The organism is uncultured Acetatifactor sp., from assembly GCF_948601915.1.
Classification (GTDB): Bacteria; Bacillota; Clostridia; order Lachnospirales; family Lachnospiraceae; genus Acetatifactor.
Genome location: NZ_CAPDXS010000062.1, coordinates 11,000 through 27,854 on the forward strand (window position 1 = coordinate 11,000; position 16,855 = coordinate 27,854).

Consider the following 16,855-nt stretch of genomic DNA (forward strand, 5'->3'; position numbering starts at 1 on the left):
GCGGGGGGAGGCCGTGGTGCGGGAGGGGGACGTGGTGGCAAAGGGCGACACCATAGCCGCTGTGGGCAGCACGGGCCGCTCCACGGGCAGCCATCTCCATTTCAGCGTGCGGCTCAACGGCTCCTATGTGTCGCCATGGGGATATCTGAGCCAGTGATGAAGGATTGGATTGGAACGCAGGCCGCGGAGGGGGAGCGGCTTTCGATAGGAGGGAATAGCATGGACGAGAATCAAAGGTATTTTGACAATATCTCCGGCTCCGGGACAGGTGCGGATGCCGGGACAGGGATGGCTGCCGGGCAGGATTGCTACGGAAGGCCGCCGGGGAACGGCGCCTCCGCCGGAGGTTATATGCCCGGAACGGGCAGGAGGCCCAGGGGAGAGCGGGGCAGCGGGAAGGGCCTGTTCCTGATCGGCCTGGTCACGGGGATCTCGGGGGCGCTCCTGATACTGGCCATCTGCTATCTGGGGCTCTATGTCCAGAATGCGGTGGAGTCCGGCCAGAGCATGAAGAACGCCGCCTCCGGGGGGCCCTCGTTCCTGGAAGGCTCCGCCATCGACGCCTCTGTGCTGAACAAGATGCAGACCCTGGAGAATACCATCGACAATTATTTCTATCTCCATGACGTGACGGAGGAAGAGCTCCAGGACGGCATCTACAGAGGGATGCTCCAGGCGTTGGGGGATCCCTACTCCGAGTATTATACCGCGGAGGAGCTGACCGCGCTGATGGAGCAGACGGAGGGCATCTACTACGGTGTGGGCGCGTATGTCAGTCAGGATACCGCCACCGGCCTGCCGAAGATCAGCGGGGTCATAGAGGGAGCGCCTGCGGAGGAGGTGGGCCTTCGAGCCAATGACCTGATCTATGAGGTGGACGGGGAATCCACCTACGGACTGAGCCTGACGGAGGCCGTGTCCCTGATCAAGGGGCCGGAGAATACGGAAGTGACCCTGACCATCGTCAGGGAGGGGGAGTCCGACTACCTGGAGGTCAAGGTCACCCGCAGGAAGGTGGAGACCCCCACCGTGGAGCATGAGATGCTGGAGGACGGCATGGCCTATATCCAGTTGACGGAGTTCGACGATGTGTCCGTGAAACAGTTCGAGGAAGCGCTTGCCTCCGTGCGGGAATCCGACATGAAGGGGCTGATCCTGGATCTGCGGGGGAACCCGGGCGGGAGCCTCAGCGCCGTGGTGGAGATGGCGCAGATGATTCTGCCCGAGGGGCTGATCGTATACACGGAGGACAAGAACGGAAAGCGGGCGGAATACACCTGCGAGGGCGACAAGGAGCTGGAGGTGCCTTTGGTGGTGCTGATAGACATGAACTCTGCCAGCGCGGCGGAGATCATGGCCGGAGCCATCAAGGACTACAAGCTGGGGACATTGGTGGGCACCACCACCTTCGGCAAGGGCATCGTGCAGCAGATCATCCCCTTCCGGGACGGCTCTGCGGTGAAGGTCACGATCAGCGCCTACTACACGCCAAACGGCAACAATATCCACGGCCTGGGCATTGAGCCGGATGTGGTCTGCGAATTTGACGGCGAGGCCTACTACGGCAGCGAGGAGCACCCGGACAATCAGCTGGAGAAGGCCAGGGAAGTGCTCAGAGGCCTTATGGAAGAGTAGGGAAGAAGGGGCTCATATCTGCTCGTTCTGCCTGTGGATCAGGGGGTCCTCATAGGCGTCCAGGAAATCAGGGCCAAGCCGCACGGCCTCGTCCGCGAACCGGATGCCCTTGACCTCCGTCAGGACGCCCACCACCTTCTTGAACCGCAGCCCCGGGAAGAAGTTCAGCATCTCCATGGGCACCGTGGCATCGAACTGCGGGTACTGGGCGAATATGCCGCGGTAGTCCAGGGTGTCCCTGGGATGGGGTTTGAGGAAGATCGTGCCCTCCTTTTCATACATGCGGATGATGTCCCGGAAGATCCGCTCCCTCACGTCCAGGGTGCACAGGGGATCCGTGAGTATGAGGATTTTGTCCTCCATGCCATTGCCCGCGTCTATCTGGGCCTGCAGGCTGTCCATGTCCCGGATGAAGGCCCGCAGTATCAATGCTTTGTCTTCCGATGTCAGCCTGTCCACCAGGGCCTGCCTGGGCTGCTGGATATACTGAGGGCAGGGATAGCGGATGGCGGAGATGTCGTTCACCTCCATATCGATGCAGTATTTTCCGTAGCCGTTCTGTACGAAGATCAGGTTCAGCTTCCTGGACAGGAATGCCTTCAGGCCAAAGTGCCCCCTGTTGTCATAGCGGGCGGCATCGAAGTTCTTCAGGCAGTTCAGCCCGTCCTCCACCGCATGGTAGGGGATTTTCTTCTGGTTCAGATAATAGCCGATGGGGTCGGAGTCGCAGTACACGTAGATGTCCCCGTAGTCGCGGAAATCCACCGGCACATAGGGCTCCTCCAGCTTCGCGTAGAGCCTGGTAAAGCGGATCCGGCTCCACAGATGGCCCAGGAAGCCGCGGCCCGCATTGCGGAGCTTCACCAGCTCCGGGAAGAAATCCTCCCGCTTTTCATCGAATTCCATCACCTGTTCAAAGAGTCCCGTGGACTCCACCCGGCTCCCCAGCTCCTCAAAGTCATTGGACATTCTGCTGAGCACCAGAGTGGCCTGTCCCCTCTTCTCCCGGGGGAGGGCCAGCTCCTTCAGGAAGGTGACGTATACGTGGTAATAGGTATGGCAGACATAGATTCTCTCTCTCATCAGACAAATTCCTCCGGCACCCCCAGCGTCTTGAAACCATGCTCGAACAGCAGCTCGTTTGCCGCCAGGATAGACTGTCCGCGCTGCAGCGCGAACAAAATGACGGCATCCCGTTCATCCCTCGCATACAGCTCCCGGTTCTTCGACACCTTCAGCAGCGACTGGGCCTCATCCTCGGAAAGTCCCATGCCGAAGGCCAGGGCGATCAGCCTGTCCCGGGAGGGCGTCTTCTCCCCGGAAAAAATCTGGTACACATAGGCCCGGCTCAGCAGGGAGCCGCGCACCACCTCCGCCTTGCTGATGCCCTTGCGGGACAGCAGGAATGCCAGGTGCTCGGGGAGGCTGCGCAGGTTCAGGTTATCCCGGTTGCTCTTCAGATAGTCTTCAATCGCCGTCGCGGCCCTGATCTCATGTTTCAGTTCATCGGTAGTTTTCGTTTCCATATTGTCTCTCTTTCGGTCTGTGTGCTATACTGCAGACTGCCAGGATTTACAGTGGTGTCTCCGGGAAAGTACCTGGCTGGCGGCCTGCAGTCGGGTCGCACTGCAAATTTAATCGGTGCGCAGTATATAATATTGACCCGGAAGGGAAGCCCATGATATTATTATACCAGAAGGGTGGCTGCAGGACAATCCGGAAAACACAGTTTTCCATCTGCAGGGAGCGGAGGATAAATATGGAATATGAAGAGATAAGGCTGCTGAAGCAGAGCGAAAAGAGCACGGTGCATCTGGTGCGGGAAAAGGGAGGGTCACAGGCCTATGTGCGGAAGAGGCTGAAAGGACGGCATGAGGTTTACCGGATGCTGCAGGAATGCCCCCATCCCAATCTGCCGAAGCTGTATGAGGTCATGGTCTCCGATGACTTCACTTCCGTAATCGAAGAATATATAGAAGGCCAGAGCTCCGGCGCCGCAGAGCTGTCGGAAAAGCAGTTCCGGCAGGTGGTCAGGGAGCTGTGCGCCGTGCTGGAGTTCCTGCACGGAAAAGGCATCATCCACCGGGACATCAAGCCCTCCAACATCCTCCTGAGGTCGGAGGGCCATGTGTGCCTCATCGACTTCGACGCTGCCCGCACGCCCAGAGAAGGGGCAGAGCAGGATACCAGGCTGCTGGGCACCAGGGGCTTCGCACCGCCGGAGCAGTACGGCTTTGCCCAGACGGACGAGCGGGCGGACATCTATGCGCTGGGGGTGACATTGGAGCACCTTCTGGGAGAATCGATCCGGAAGCCGCGCTATCAAAAGGTCATACGCAAATGCATGAACCTGGATCCGGAAAAGCGTTACCAGTCGGTGCGGGAGGTGCGGCAGGCCTTTTTCCCGGGGGGGCGCAGAGGGCTGTGGACGGCAGCGGTAGTCCTGGCAGCGCTCCTGGGGCTCTGCGCAGTGGGGCTGCCTGCGCTGCGGGACGGGCAGCAGGCTGAAAACCGGGACGGGGGGGCTGGACTGGTCGTCCTGTCCGTGCCGGGAAATCCCCACTGGCGGGGGGAGACAGGCAGCGTCGCCTGGGGCAGTGTGCCAGGTGCGGGCGAAGGGAACGAAGCCCGGTATCTGCTGCGGCTGTACAGAAGGGATACGGCGGATGCGCCGGATGTGGATGAGGAGGGCTGGTTCCATGAGGAGGTCGTAAGGTTCGCCGGAGACGTCATGGACAACGGAGAGCTGGTATGGAACGTGACGCCCAGCCTGGGGGAGAACGGATTCTATTATTTTACAGTGGCGGCTGAAGGGGACGGCGTCCGGTATGCTGACAGCCCTTTCGTGGTGTCGGAGGCGTTCGAGTATACCGGGGAATCGGCGCCTCCGCTGCCCGCCCCCACAGGGCTTGCGTGGAGGATGTATGAAATCGATGACAGAAAGCGCCATTTCGCCGTATGGGACAATCTTGACGATTACGAGGATGCTGATTTCTTCAATGTGACGTTTTACGACGAGACAGGCGCTTATGTGATGAACAATACCTGGCCGAAGAGCCAGATTGAGGAGAAGGGATATGGAGGGATTTCCATCCCGGCAGAGTATCTAGTACCGGGGCCGGACAAAAAATATCGGTTTACCGTCCAGGTATATTCCTCGCGGCCCAACGAATATTCCTCCAGCCCCATGCCGGATCCCGCGCCGGAGGAATACTACAGTCCATGGCTGTTGGCTACACCGTTAGAATAGGAGTTGAAGAAGGTCTGAGAGGCTGCCGCAGGGGATATCTGCGGCGGCTTCTTTTTTGCCCTCCGGGCCAAATGTCTGCTGGCAGCAGACCACGAATGACAGAAAATCCCTTATTATGATATGGAATATCCAATGGGCCCGGAGGAATCCGGCCGGACAAGGGTAAGGGGGATGGTCATTTGAGGAAAACGATTCTGAAAGGGCTGCTGTTCGTGCTGCTCCTGCTGGCAGGACTGCGGCTGACGACGGTATTGCTGTATCCGCCAAACGACATCATACGCACATGGCAGCGATTCTACGCATTGGAGGAGGGGGAGGCCCAGATTCTGGTGGTGGGCAGCAGCCATGCCTATTCCACCTTCGACCCGGAGGTCGTCTCCCGGATGACGGGGAAGAGCTGCTATATCCTGGCCACCAACTCCCAGAACACGGTGCAGGCCTATTTCAATGTAAAAGAGGCCCTGCGCTACCAGAGGCCGGAAGCGGTCATCCTGGAAGCCATCTCCCTGAATGGCAACAATAACTTTAGGGACGGCGATACCCCTGACCGGGACTGGAAGAAGGAGTCCAATATCGACGGCATGCGCATGGGGCTTCCAAAGCTGGAGGCCGTGATGGAGCAGTACCAGGTGCGCAACTGGGGGTACGCCCTGTTCCCCATAGCCAGATGCCACGGCAACTGGGCGGATGTGGGGGTGCTCAATTCGAACCTGGAGTTCTTCACCAGAGGGGTGCGGGAGTATTCCTCCTTCCGCCCCAGCCGGACCTCCATGTCCCGGGAGACGGCCGAGAAGTACCGGGAAGCGGCGTATGACCCCACCGGGTGGGCCGTATCGGAGACCAATCAGCTCCATTTCAGCAAGCTGGCCGGGCTCTGCCGCAAGGAGGGGATTCCGCTGTACGTGGTCATGGCCCCCATGTACGATGAGTATATCCGCTCCATCAACTATGCCAGCTGCACGGAACAGATCTCCGCCCTGGCCGGAATCGAGGAGGTGCCCTTTCTGGACTGCAACCTCCATTACGATGAGATCGGCCTGGAGGCGGAGGACTTTGAGGATGCCTTCAACGGCTATCATCACCTCAACGGCAAAGGCGCGGAAAAGGTCACCGAGTTCGTCATGGAGACGCTCTACGGGCAGGAAAAAGAGTGATGGGGGGAAGGGGCAGTGTTATTTCATTCCGGTAGTTTTCTGATTTTTTTCCCAATCGTTGCGCTGGCGTATTTTCTGGTTCCCCGGCGGGCGAAGCATCTGTGGCTGCTGGCGGCCAGCTATTATTTCTATATGAGCTGGAATCCGGAGTACGCCATCCTGATCCTGCTCTCCACCGTGAGCACCTGGGGCAGCGCCCTGTTCCTCTCCGCGAGAAGGCAGCGGCCCGGAAAGGGGCGGGGGAGGGCAGGGAGGTGGTGCCTGGCGGGCTGCGTGGCGCTGAACCTGGGGATTCTGTTCTTCTTCAAATATTACGGGTTCGCGGCGGACAGCGTGAAGGGGCTGTTCGCCTTGGCGCATGTGGAGCTGGAGCTGCCCGCCTTTGACGTGCTGCTGCCTGTGGGCATCTCGTTCTACACCTTCCAGGCCATCGGCTATCTGGCGGACGTCCGGCGGGGGGAGGTGGCGGCGGAGAGGAATTTCCTGCGCTATGCCCTGTTCCTGTCCTTTTTCCCCCAGTTGGTGGCAGGGCCCATCGAGCGCAGCAAAAATCTCCTGCATCAGCTCCGGGAACCACACAGGTTCGATTACGGAAGGGTGAAGGACGGGCTGCTCCTGATGGGATGGGGCTTTTTCCAGAAGCTGGTGATTGCGGACCGCATCGCCATTCTGGTGGACGGGGTGTACGGCGATTACACGGGTTATTCCGGGCTGCAGATCCTGTTGGCCACGGTTCTGTTCGCCTTCCAGATCTACTGCGATTTCGCGGGGTACTCCGACATCGCGGTAGGGGCTGCCAGGGTGATGGGCTTTACGCTGACCAAGAATTTCAGGAGCCCTTACTTCGCCACCACGGTGAGCGGGTTCTGGCGCTGCTGGCATATCTCCCTGACCACATGGTTCCGGGACTATGTGTACATTCCCCTGGGCGGGAACCGCCGGGGCAGGGCCAGGAAGTACCGCAACCTCCTGCTGACCTTCGGGGCCAGCGGGCTGTGGCATGGCGCGGGATGGAATTTCGTGGCCTGGGGGCTGCTCAACGGCCTGTACCAGGTGGCGGGGGACCTGACCGGGGCGCTGCGGCAGAGGCTGGGAGAGGGGCTGCATGTCCGGAGGGACTGCGGGAGCCACCGTCTGCTCCAGGGCCTTGTGACCTTCGGGCTGGTGGATTTCGCCTGGCTGTTCTTCCGGGCGGAGAGCCTTGCAGCGGCTCTGGGGATGCTTGCCCATGGGATGCGCAATATCGGGCTGTACGGGTTCTTCAGCCCGGACAATCTGCTGGGCATCCAGACCATGGCGCTGTCGGAGAAGGATTTCTTCGTCATGCTGCTGGGGCTGGCGGCGCTGATGCTGGTGGATTACGGGAAGAAGCGGGGAGTGGATTTCAAGGCGGCGCTGGCCAGGCAGAACGTGTGGTTCCGGTGGATGGTATATTATATGATTGTCTTCTCCGTTCTGGTCTTCGGGGTCTACGGGCCTACTTATGACGCTTCTGCGTTCATTTATTTCCAGTTTTGAGATGTACACGGGAGGGGAGGGAAGCGGAATGGCGGCGGATTTGGAAAGAGTGGGGAAAAATCTGCCAGATTCTGCCGGCAGCATACCCAAAATGGACAGGCATCGTTTACAATGTCATGGAGAAGGCGCGCTTTCAGTTCCGGGAAGGCGCGGATTCACGGATGATGGCAATCGAAAGGAGTATGGTGGAAGATGAAGAAAAAGGTGTTGAAAAGCATCGGCATCCTGGCGCTGGCAGCCTTTGTGGGGCTGCAGGGCAGCGTGGGGACGGTGTGGGCTGCGGAACCGGGGGCGATGAAGGCCGCGGTCATGGCGGGGACGGATGCCGCGGCGTCAGGTGATGGCGCAGCGTCCGATGCCGACGGCGCGGGAGAAGCGGCCCCGGAGGGGGATGGAAACGCAGCGGCTGTGCCCGGGACATCGGAAGCGGATGGAAGCGCGCCGGAGGCAGGGGAAGAGGCACCCGGCTCCGGGGACGGAAGCGATGAAGGGACATCCGGCGTCACGGGAAGCGGGAACAATGTGTCCGGCGGCGAGAGCGAGGGGCCCGGCTCCGGCATCACGGGGAGCGGGAACAATGTATCCGGCGGCGAGGGCGAGGGGCCCGGCTCCGGCATCACAGGGAGCGGGAACAATGTATCCGGCGGTGAGGACGGCGACTCCGGGCAGACAGGGAAGCTGGCCACGCCTGTGATAAAGTGGGAAGGGTGGATGCCTTCCTGGCCCGCTGTGGAAGGGACAAACGGTATGTATGGATTCGAGTCCCAGATAAGCAGGGACGGCGGAAATACCTGGGAGATGTTCGTTGTCCACAATCCGAGTCAGATGGGAACAGGCTCCGTCATCTACAATATGAGCATGCAGTTTCACATCGGAACGGATGAGAACGGGGCCATGTTCAGGTTCAGGGCGAAGGCTCTGGACCGGGAGAACGATGCGCGTTCCAGCGAGTGGTCCCAGTGGTCGGAGAGCAGGACCTATACGAAACCGGAGAAGCAGCTGGCCACAGTGGAATGCTGGTGGGACGAGGCGAATCCCGGCCTGATTTGCTGGAATCCGGTGGAGGGTGCCTACGGATACATGACGGAGCTGTATGATGCAGCGTCCGACAGACTGATTGGGTACAGCAGCGAGTTCAACGGGAAGATGCAGGTTGATTATTCCGGCACCTTGGCATATTCCGGCGTGGGAAGGTATTATGCAAAGGTCTGGGCGCTGAGCGGTGATATCGATGCCTGCGCCAACGGAGATAAGGCCAAGTCCGAGGTCAATGGGACAGCCTCCGGAGAGTATGCGGCCCCCGTCCCTCAGTGGGGCTGGGCCGGAGACGGCTATAATGCCCCCAATGCCTGGAATGTCTCCTGGACCCAGGCTGGAATACGGGTGTATGACCTGGCGGCTGAGAAGCTGGACGAAGCCAGCGGAAAATGGGAATGGTTCGGCTCCACCCGGGTAGAGAAAAGAGAATATGATGCCTATATGACAAGGGCCAGGATCCTGGAGAGCGGGACGTACAGATTCCGCCTACGCGCATGGTACAAGCTGGAGGACGGCAGCCATAAGGCCAGCGATTGGTCCCAGTGGGTGGAGAAGACATATACGAAGCCGGAGCGGAAGCTTGGGAACGTGACGGGAGCCTGGGATTCGAACAGGCCCGGCGTGTTCCGCTGGGATCTGGTGGACGGAGCCGTGGGCTATTGGGCGGAGCTGCATAAAGTGGAGATGGACAGCCAGTATCCCTACGGCATCAGCACCTATTCCATGTACACCTCTCCCGGCAAGTTCACGGAAGCGGACTTTTCCGGTGCCATAAGCAGCAACGGGCCCGGACAGTATTATGTCATAATCAGGGCCCTCAGCGACGATATCGATGCCTGCGCCAATGGCGACGGGACCAGATCCGGAATCTATGATACCAGGACCACCGCGGAAACCGTGGGCAGCGCCCTTCAGGAAGTCCTCTCCCAGGCGCAGCAGGGAGGCGACGCGGCAGCGGCGCTGAAAGGATTGACCGATAAAGTCAAACTCTCGGAAATCGCCGTGGCCATGCAGACAGACGCCAATGTGCTGAATCAGGTGAAGGAGCTGGAACAGATTTATACGGAGCAGAAGGGCGTGACGGTGGCAGCGCCTGTGGTGACGGAAGCGGCGGGAGCCCTGTTGGACGCGTCCAGGGTCAGCATAGCGGGAGCAGGGCTGAATGCTGCGGATGCCAGCGCCATATCGCTGCAGGTGGATGTGGCCAAGCCTGAGAACAGGGTGGACGTGCCCTCCAACAGATACGCAGGGAGCGTGCAGCTGGACATCAGCCTGAAGAACGGGGAGACTTCCCTGCACGAGCTGAAGATGCCGGTGACCATCACCATGCCGGTGCCCGCTGGGCTGAGCGTGGGGAAGCTGACAATCGTACACTATTCCCAGGACGGACAGGGGGAGGATGTGAGCTTTAGGGACAACGGCGACGGAACCGTCACATTTACGGTGACCCATTTCAGCACCTTCCTGTTTGGAGAGAAGAAGAGCGACGGCGGCGAGAACAACGGGAATAATGGGAACAACGGAAGCAACGGGAACGGCGGCGGAAACAACCAGGGGACAGGCAACGCCCAGAACGGCGCGGCTGCCCAGAATGCCCCTCTGTCGCCCCAGACAGGACAGGAGGCTTCCGCAGGATTTTCCACGGCGGCGCTGCTGGCAGTGCTCTGCGGCGTGGCAGCAGCCACCCTGCTTGCGGGGAGCCGGGTATGGAAGCGGGAACGCAGATAGGCAGGAGTAGAGGATGAATGTGATATCGGATGTTTTTGTCTGTATTTTAGGGCAAAGACATCCGGTATTTTTTGTCTGCGCAGAGGGCATGGGTGGATGGATTTCAGGGAAATATTATTATGGGCTGCCCCAGGACTGTGCTCGTGTGGGAGGCGGCGGAGTGAGGGGCCATGGGAAACGGCGTACCGCCATCCCCTGGTGCCGGGCGGGGCGGACGGGGATTGGGGTGTAAATCAGGGAACGGACTATGTAATGCATGTAACGCCATATGGAGAAACGGTAGTGCAATCTCCCCGGGTTTCTGCTATAATTGACTGGGCGGCAGGGATTTCCGATAGGCCGCGGCCCGATGATTATAGAAGGGAAAGGAAGAATGGGGAACGGGATGAAGAATTTCATGATAGAGACCGGCAGGGAACTGAAGGGGCTGAAAAAATATCTGCCTGTATTTGCGGGCAGCATGCTTTTTTCGGTGGCACTGTACTACCTGTTGATGGCACACCAGTTGGTAAATTCCAATGACGGCATATGGGAATACAGCTATTACAAGGCGGGAAGGTGGTCCCTGACTCTGGGAAGATGGCTCCTGCTGTATCTGGACAGGCTGCACTTTGGCATCAGCACGGATCCGTTGACGTCCCTGATTACATTGTCCCTCTATTCCCTGGGGCTGATATTCCTGCTGGATGTGTTCTGCATGGGAAGAAGAAAGGCGGGATATCTGGCGGCCATGCTGTTCACAGGCAGTGTGGCGATATGCAGCTCGCTGACATACCGTTTCACATCGCCCTCCTATGGGCTGGCGTTTCTGCTGGGGATGCTGGCGGTATGGATTCTGGTCAAGGGGAAGGGCAGAGCGCTGCCGATTGTTTCAGGGGGGATGCTCCTGGCCTGTTCCATGGGGCTTTACCAGGCCTATCTGGGCTGTATCTGTATGGCGCTGCTGGGCTATTTTCTCTTTTCGTTGTATAAAGAGAGCGTGAGCCTGAGAAATGTCCTCACGGATATGGCCAGGGCAGCGGGGATGGGGATGCTGGGAGGCATCCTGTATGTGGCGGCGCTGCGCCTCCACTTGGCGGTCTTCCATCTGGAGCTGTCCGGCTACATGGGCGCCGAGCGGTATTCTCTGCCTAACACGGTCAAGTACCTCCCGGACAGCATCGCCAGGGCTTACAGGGAGTTTTTCAGATATTTCGGAGAAGAGGGCTTTATCTTGGACATGTTCCGGGGAACGCCGCTTCTGTATGCGGTTCTGGGGCTTTTTGGCCTGTTTTTTGTCTACGGCCTTGTACGGCTTTTCCGGGAGGACAGGTGGAAGGCGGTGCTTGGCCTGTTTTTGCTAAGCATGATTCCGGTGGCCTGCAACATGGTGCTGCTGATCGTCACGGCGGCGGAGGTCAGCGTGCTGATGACGGTCTCCATGGCTTCCTGCATGCCTGTTCTGCTGTGCGTCATGGCGCAGACAGGATTCCGGGGCGTATTTTGCGCCTGGCTCCGCAGGCTGACGGTCCTGCTGCTGGGGGTAGCCCTCTACGGCAGCATCTATCAGATACAGATCGACCAGCAGGCGCTGCTGGAGGGCCAGAGGGCGACGGTTACCATGGCGGAAGGAATCCTGCATCGTCTGGACCAGGAGGGCTGCCTGGATTCGGAGCTGGAATACTGCGTGGTGGGAGTGCCGGCCTACAATAGCCTCTTCGCGGTATCCCGGCTGTATGAGGGCTCCAATATGTATGCCCATTTCGGCGGCTGGTACAATGAGCCCTCCTGCACCAGGCGTTCGTGGCAGGGGGTATTCTCCTACCTGTGCGGGGCGAACCTCACCATGTGCTCCTCCGGGGACTATGGCGCGCTCTACGGGAACGAAACGGTGCGGGACATGCCGTCGTATCCGGAGGAGGGATTCATCCGGCGGGTTGGGGATATTGTGGTGGTGAAGGTGGCGGAGTATTGAAATATCAGCAATTTATTCTGTGGAACAGGGTGAGTTTGTGGCGATTGTCGGAACCTCCGGCAGCGGTAAATCCACCCTGCTCAACATGATGGGCGGGCTGGATACGCCTACCTCCGGCAGTGTTATTGTCCGCGGGGATGAGCTGGCGCAAAAGTGCGACGAGGAGCTGACCATCTTCCGCCGCCGCAACATCGGCTTTATCTTCCAGAACTATAACCTTGTCCCAATCCTGAATGTCTATGAGAACATTGTCCTGCCTGTGGAACTGGACGGAGATGCGGCAGACAAGAAGTTCATGGATGAGATCGTGGGGATGCTGGCACTTCAAGATAAACTGCAGAATATGCCGAATAACCTTTCCGGCGGACAGCAGCAGCGTGTCGCCATTGCCCGCGCCCTGATCGCCAAACCGGCCATCGTCCTGGCCGATGAGCCCACGGGGAATGCATGGTTAGTAAAAACAGGATTATAAAAAAGTGATGTCCATGCTTCCGTCCTCATACATAAGAACAGACTGGACAAAAGACTTCCAGAAAGCATTTTTTCTGTCGGGGAGAATGTCTGATATATCTCTTCGTAGCCTTGGGAAAGAATACTCTTCAGGTCGGCCAGATTGCGGTGTGGAGCATCGGCGGCAGACTTCGCTTCGGAAAGCTTCGCCTGGAGCGATTCATATTCCCTACGGTACGATTCCTTGTCTATCAGGTCATCCATGAAAAGGTCATACAGCTTCTTCAGCTTTTTCTGTATCTTGGCAGCTTCGGCAGCAGGACTCTTTTGGGCAGGGCTGCAGCCGTTGACTTCATATTCCGCTATATACTCGGACAGGGCGGGGCGGATGTGCGCGAGAAGATATTTTTCCACATGCTCTTCACGATAATTGCGGCTGTGGCTGCAGCTATGCGATTGGTATCGTCGGTTGCATCTGTACAAAGGGTAGACCCGTTCAGTGCCGTCAGCCAGGATCCTGTACGATGTCTGGCCCACGAGGTAGTGCCTACATGAAGCGCATACCAGAAGCCCTGTGAAAATATACGTGCGGTTCGTGTGGCGCTGCCGGACATTGCGCTTCGCGAGCTGTTGGATGCGGTCGAAGCGTTCCGGCGGGATCAGAGCCTGGCAGAAGTCCGCATCACCACGATACTCCCCTTTGTAAAGCGTATTCCGCAGATTCCTCGCAATCGTGTCATAGCACAGATACATGCCATACTTCTCCTTCAGATAAAGCAGGGTGCCGCGCTTTGAGTTCGTTGCTTCAAAATGGTCGAACATGTCAAGGGCGAACTGCTTCCATTCGTCATCGATGACGACATGCTTTTCCGCATCCAGCTTCAGGCCCCGGGGAAGGCTTCCCGACAGATATGTCTTGTTCCGCAGCTTGTACTCGAACACGTCCTTTATCCGGTCGCTGTCCCGGTCGCATTCATCCTGTGCCACTGACAGGCGGATATTGATGTACAGACGTCCGTTCGTAGTCGTGGTATCATAGGACTCCGTGACGGCCTTCCACTGTACGCCATTGGCATCCAGGATCTCTTGTATGCGGTGGTAGTCGCCGATGTTCCGGAACCATCTGTCCAGCTTCGTGAAGATTATAAGGTCGAAGTCATGCCGTTTCACGCCGTCCAGCAGCCGGACGAATTCCTTCCGCTTCGTGAACTTCTTCCTGGCGGTCAAGGCTTCATCGATGAACGTATCGACAAGCTGCATCCGGTTCATGGTGATGAATTCGTCAAGGATCGCATTCTGCGCGTCCAGCGTGTCGCCGTGCAGCACCTGGTCGTCATGGCTGCAGCGGATGTACTTCACGGCACGGAGGCCGTATAGATCGGGGTTGCCATTGTTGAAATACATAAGGATACCTTCTTTCTACCTGAAAATAAGTATAAAAATAAAGCTATGCAGCAGCACGGCTTTGTGGTAGAATAGAGATTGTGAAGCGCTATTCTACCACTGGCGGAAGCCATGTGCTGCATAGGATGCAACAGGGGCGGCTGTCTTGCAGGGCAGCTGCCTTTTGTTATGACTAATCAGATACCGAATTCTTTCATCAGCCGTTTCCGGAAATCGGCATCATCCTCAATTACGGATCTGGTCAACATGCACTCCGGTAGCCTGGAATATAGTCTCTGCTGAAAGCCCTAGTGAGAGCATGTTTTTTGCAATGGATTCCCGGCTGAGCCGTTGTCCTTCTTCCCGCCCGCGCTGCTCCGCTTCATACATGCCCTGGTTGTAGTCCCTGACGGCCTTTTCCCGGGCCTCGTACTCCATGCGTTCCATAGCATTCTCCACCTCAATTACGGATCTGGTCAACATGCACTCCGGTAGCCTGGAATATAGTCTCTGCTGAAAGCCCTAGTGAGAGCATGTTTTTTGCAATGGATTCCCGGCTGAGCCGTTGTCCTTCTTCCCGCCCGCGCTGCTCCGCTTCATACATGCCCTGGTTGTAGTCCCTGACGGCCTTTTCCCGGGCCTCGTACTCCATGCGCATCCGCTGGTCCTGGCTGATGACCTGCAGCTGCTTGTAGGCGCTGTCGATGTAAGGGTTCTTTTCTGCGAGCATGTCGAATTCCTCCTTCCGCTCTGCATTGATGAATTTCGCCCATAGCTCCAGTTCGGTGCAGCCCTCCACTGGGCCTGCAGGGAGCTTCGGGAGCTCGATGACGTGGAACTCCATCTTGTCCGTGTACAGGAAATGGCGCGTGTCCTCCAGGAGATGGAAACAGGAATAGAATTCCGGTTCGCCCTGGAAGAGGACGAAGTCAAGGATGCTGATATTGACGCACTTCTTCAGCACATCGTATTTCTGCCCCTCCTCGATTTGTTCCGTGAACATCTTGGCGACATAGAACAGCGAGCGGTCAGCCCAGACATTCAGCTTAGAGAGCTGGATCTCCGTGTCGATTTCCATATCATCGTTCATCAGTATCCGCACATCCAGTATCCCCAGCTTGTCGTCTTCATGCACCTTCCGCAGGAAGGAATTCAGGATTCTGGTCTCCCGGATGTCGGCCGGATCCAGGTGGAGCACGGCTGACAGGAATCCAGTGCGGGCCTTTTCGTCCGCCATGATTTCCTTAAAGGCGAAATCAATCTTAGGTTTCATCAAAAATTGACTCATTTAGATGGCTCCTTTTTCATAGCATTTTACTTAAAGCATCTTCCACAGGTAGTATAACCTCTTGCTTTCAACTCTTCAACCGACTCACTGGATGTAGCATAGTTCTTTGGAGCTATTTTGGCAACGGAAGAACAGCCGGGATAATGTATTTTCATGGAACTGGTGTTCAATACATAGCTATCCTCAGTCTTCTGCTGTTCTGGATTATCATAGGTGTCAAAATTATTGTTACCTGAACCATTGTCTGGGGAACCAGCAGAAGGAGGTTCTGGGGTGGGGGCTACCGTCGGCTCTGGGGCAGGTGAAGCTGTTGGCGCCAGAGTAGGTGAGACGGTCGGTTCCGGTGTGGGCGGCGCTGTCGGCTCCAGAGTAGGTGAAGCCGTTGGCTCCGGTGTGGGTGGAACTGTTGGTTCCGGAGTAGGCGAAGCTGTTGGTTCTGGAGTAGGCGAAGAAGTCGGCTTTGGGGTAGGCGAAGCGCTTGGCTTTGGTGTGGGTGAAGCAGTCGGCTTCGGAGTAGGCGAAGCCGTTGGTTTCGGCGTTGGAGTGACATCAGGCTCTGGCGTAGAAGTTTCTGCCGACATAGCAACATATGAGGATTCATTATATGATTTAGCCTCATTAGTTACTGGTTCATCCATGGTGATGCCAAATCCGATGAAACTGGATAAGAACACTAAGGCCGATACACCTGATATTATAAAGTGCTTTTTTGGAGATTGCTTTCTGACAAGCTTTATTATAGCGAGTAATATAAATACAGGAATGCATATAAGGCTTATCAGAACTAAAAACGCTAGAACAGTATTCATAGAATATCCCCTTTTTCTTTAGCTTGGATGCAGACGGAATATAAATATTATTCTGTATTAGTTCGACTTTGCCTATCCAACGGCTTTCTCATCGTTTCCGGTGCCTGAAGTGGTATATCTGTCCGCTTTCGGCACTGTCTTCAGGACGGTTTTTTTATCCGCGTCTGCTCCATCGTCTTCCGGTTCCTGTGTCTCCACCGCCTCCTGGATGGCAGCAGCCGTGCCTCCATAGAGCTGCTCCATCCTGCGCTCCAGGAATTCCCATTCCTCTTCCTTCAGGTCGGCCAGGACAGAGACCAGACGGTTCTTGAAGGAATGGTCATCCTCCTGCTGCAGTTGGTTCATGAACCTGGTAATCTCGGTCTTGCGGTCTGGCGGCAGTCGCATATCGCCTTCGCCAGTTCGGAGCCAGTGTTCATTTACATTGAATTCCCGGCAGATGGATTTTGCCATTTGGTCAGTTAATGATCGTTCATTTTTTTCGATTTTAGAAATGGCAGTCTTTCCAACGCCTAGCTTTTCGCCAAATTTTTCAAGTGTAAGGTTAAGGTATTTCCGGATTTCCTTAACGCGTTCTCCTTGTGTCATCTGCATGTCACCTCCTTTCAATTTTCAGAATAACACTTGTGAAGAATGATGTCAAGAAAA

The 16,855-nt window shown here is 57.2% G+C and carries 13 protein-coding genes and 4 pseudogenes (1 of these 17 only partly in view); 10 read left to right on the forward strand and 7 right to left on the reverse strand.

The features are described from left to right. Positions 1-157: pseudogene (locus Q2B33_RS12125) on the forward strand (murein hydrolase activator EnvC) (it extends 1,142 nt beyond the left edge of the window). Between the two features lie 62 nt (positions 158-219). After that, on the forward strand, positions 220-1,635 hold the full coding sequence (locus tag Q2B33_RS12130) for a S41 family peptidase (RefSeq protein WP_300571400.1): 1,416 nt from the start codon (positions 220-222) through the stop codon (positions 1,633-1,635). A 12-nt stretch (positions 1,636-1,647) separates the two neighbouring features. Here the strand turns inward: Q2B33_RS12130 and Q2B33_RS12135 are convergent, their stop codons facing one another. Both Q2B33_RS12135 and Q2B33_RS12140 read right to left on the reverse strand, forming a co-directional pair. Continuing rightward, a complete protein-coding gene (locus Q2B33_RS12135) occupies positions 1,648-2,718 on the reverse strand; it encodes a glycosyltransferase family 52 (RefSeq protein ID WP_296466047.1) in 1,071 nt (356 codons plus the stop codon). Then, on the reverse strand, positions 2,718-3,161 hold the full coding sequence (locus Q2B33_RS12140; RefSeq protein WP_296466044.1) for a helix-turn-helix transcriptional regulator: 444 nt from the start codon (positions 3,159-3,161) through the stop codon (positions 2,718-2,720). The genes Q2B33_RS12135 and Q2B33_RS12140 overlap by 1 nt, the downstream gene beginning before the upstream one ends. Before the next feature lie 233 nt (positions 3,162-3,394). Here Q2B33_RS12140 and Q2B33_RS12145 point away from each other — a divergent pair, with 233 nt between their 5' ends. The 7 genes and pseudogenes from Q2B33_RS12145 to Q2B33_RS12175 all read left to right on the forward strand — a co-directional run. Next, positions 3,395-4,885 (forward strand): serine/threonine-protein kinase, encoded by a 1,491-nt coding sequence (locus Q2B33_RS12145; RefSeq protein ID WP_300571396.1) that lies wholly within the window; start codon positions 3,395-3,397, stop codon positions 4,883-4,885. Positions 4,886-5,064: 179 nt separating this feature from the next. Beyond that, positions 5,065-6,039, forward strand: a complete 975-nt coding sequence (locus Q2B33_RS12150; protein WP_300571394.1) for a hypothetical protein — start codon at positions 5,065-5,067, stop codon at positions 6,037-6,039. A 15-nt stretch (positions 6,040-6,054) separates the two neighbouring features. Beyond that, the gene (locus Q2B33_RS12155) at positions 6,055-7,557 is read left to right on the forward strand and encodes an MBOAT family protein (RefSeq protein WP_300571392.1); all 1,503 of its coding nucleotides are present in this window, start codon (positions 6,055-6,057) and stop codon (positions 7,555-7,557) included. A 192-nt stretch (positions 7,558-7,749) separates the two neighbouring features. Beyond that, entirely contained in the window at positions 7,750-10,323 is a 2,574-nt protein-coding gene (locus Q2B33_RS12160) for a hypothetical protein (RefSeq protein ID WP_300571390.1), read from the forward strand. 88 nt (positions 10,324-10,411) lie between these two features. Further along, positions 10,412-10,555 carry a hypothetical protein gene (locus Q2B33_RS12165; protein WP_300815305.1) on the forward strand — a complete coding sequence of 48 codons (144 nt, stop codon included), beginning with the start codon at positions 10,412-10,414 and terminating at the stop codon, positions 10,553-10,555. Between the two features lie 153 nt (positions 10,556-10,708). Next, positions 10,709-12,277, forward strand: a complete 1,569-nt coding sequence (locus Q2B33_RS12170; protein WP_300571388.1) for a glucosyltransferase domain-containing protein — start codon at positions 10,709-10,711, stop codon at positions 12,275-12,277. Between the two features lie 16 nt (positions 12,278-12,293). Then, positions 12,294-12,722, forward strand: a pseudogene (locus tag Q2B33_RS12175) (ABC transporter ATP-binding protein); the annotation flags it as partial. 401 nt (positions 12,723-13,123) lie between these two features. Here Q2B33_RS12175 and Q2B33_RS12180 read toward each other — a convergent pair. The 3 genes and pseudogenes from Q2B33_RS12180 to Q2B33_RS12190 all read right to left on the reverse strand — a co-directional run. After that, positions 13,124-14,131, reverse strand: a pseudogene (locus tag Q2B33_RS12180) (recombinase family protein); the annotation flags it as partial. 225 nt (positions 14,132-14,356) lie between these two features. Beyond that, positions 14,357-14,557 (reverse strand): hypothetical protein, encoded by a 201-nt coding sequence (locus Q2B33_RS12185; RefSeq protein ID WP_300822768.1) that lies wholly within the window; start codon positions 14,555-14,557, stop codon positions 14,357-14,359. A gap of 13 nt (positions 14,558-14,570) precedes the next feature. Continuing rightward, positions 14,571-15,398, reverse strand: a complete 828-nt coding sequence (locus Q2B33_RS12190) for an Rpn family recombination-promoting nuclease/putative transposase (protein WP_300785486.1) — start codon at positions 15,396-15,398, stop codon at positions 14,571-14,573. A gap of 273 nt (positions 15,399-15,671) precedes the next feature. Between Q2B33_RS12190 and Q2B33_RS12195 the strand changes: the two genes are divergently transcribed. After that, positions 15,672-16,229 carry a hypothetical protein gene (locus Q2B33_RS12195; protein WP_300785485.1) on the forward strand — a complete coding sequence of 186 codons (558 nt, stop codon included), beginning with the start codon at positions 15,672-15,674 and terminating at the stop codon, positions 16,227-16,229. 50 nt (positions 16,230-16,279) lie between these two features. Here the strand turns inward: Q2B33_RS12195 and Q2B33_RS12200 are convergent, their stop codons facing one another. Both Q2B33_RS12200 and Q2B33_RS24530 read right to left on the reverse strand, forming a co-directional pair. Next, entirely contained in the window at positions 16,280-16,552 is a 273-nt protein-coding gene (locus Q2B33_RS12200; RefSeq protein WP_300914053.1) for a hypothetical protein, read from the reverse strand. A 57-nt stretch (positions 16,553-16,609) separates the two neighbouring features. Continuing rightward, positions 16,610-16,801, reverse strand: a pseudogene (locus tag Q2B33_RS24530) (helix-turn-helix domain-containing protein); the annotation flags it as partial. Positions 16,802-16,855 lie beyond the last annotated feature (54 nt).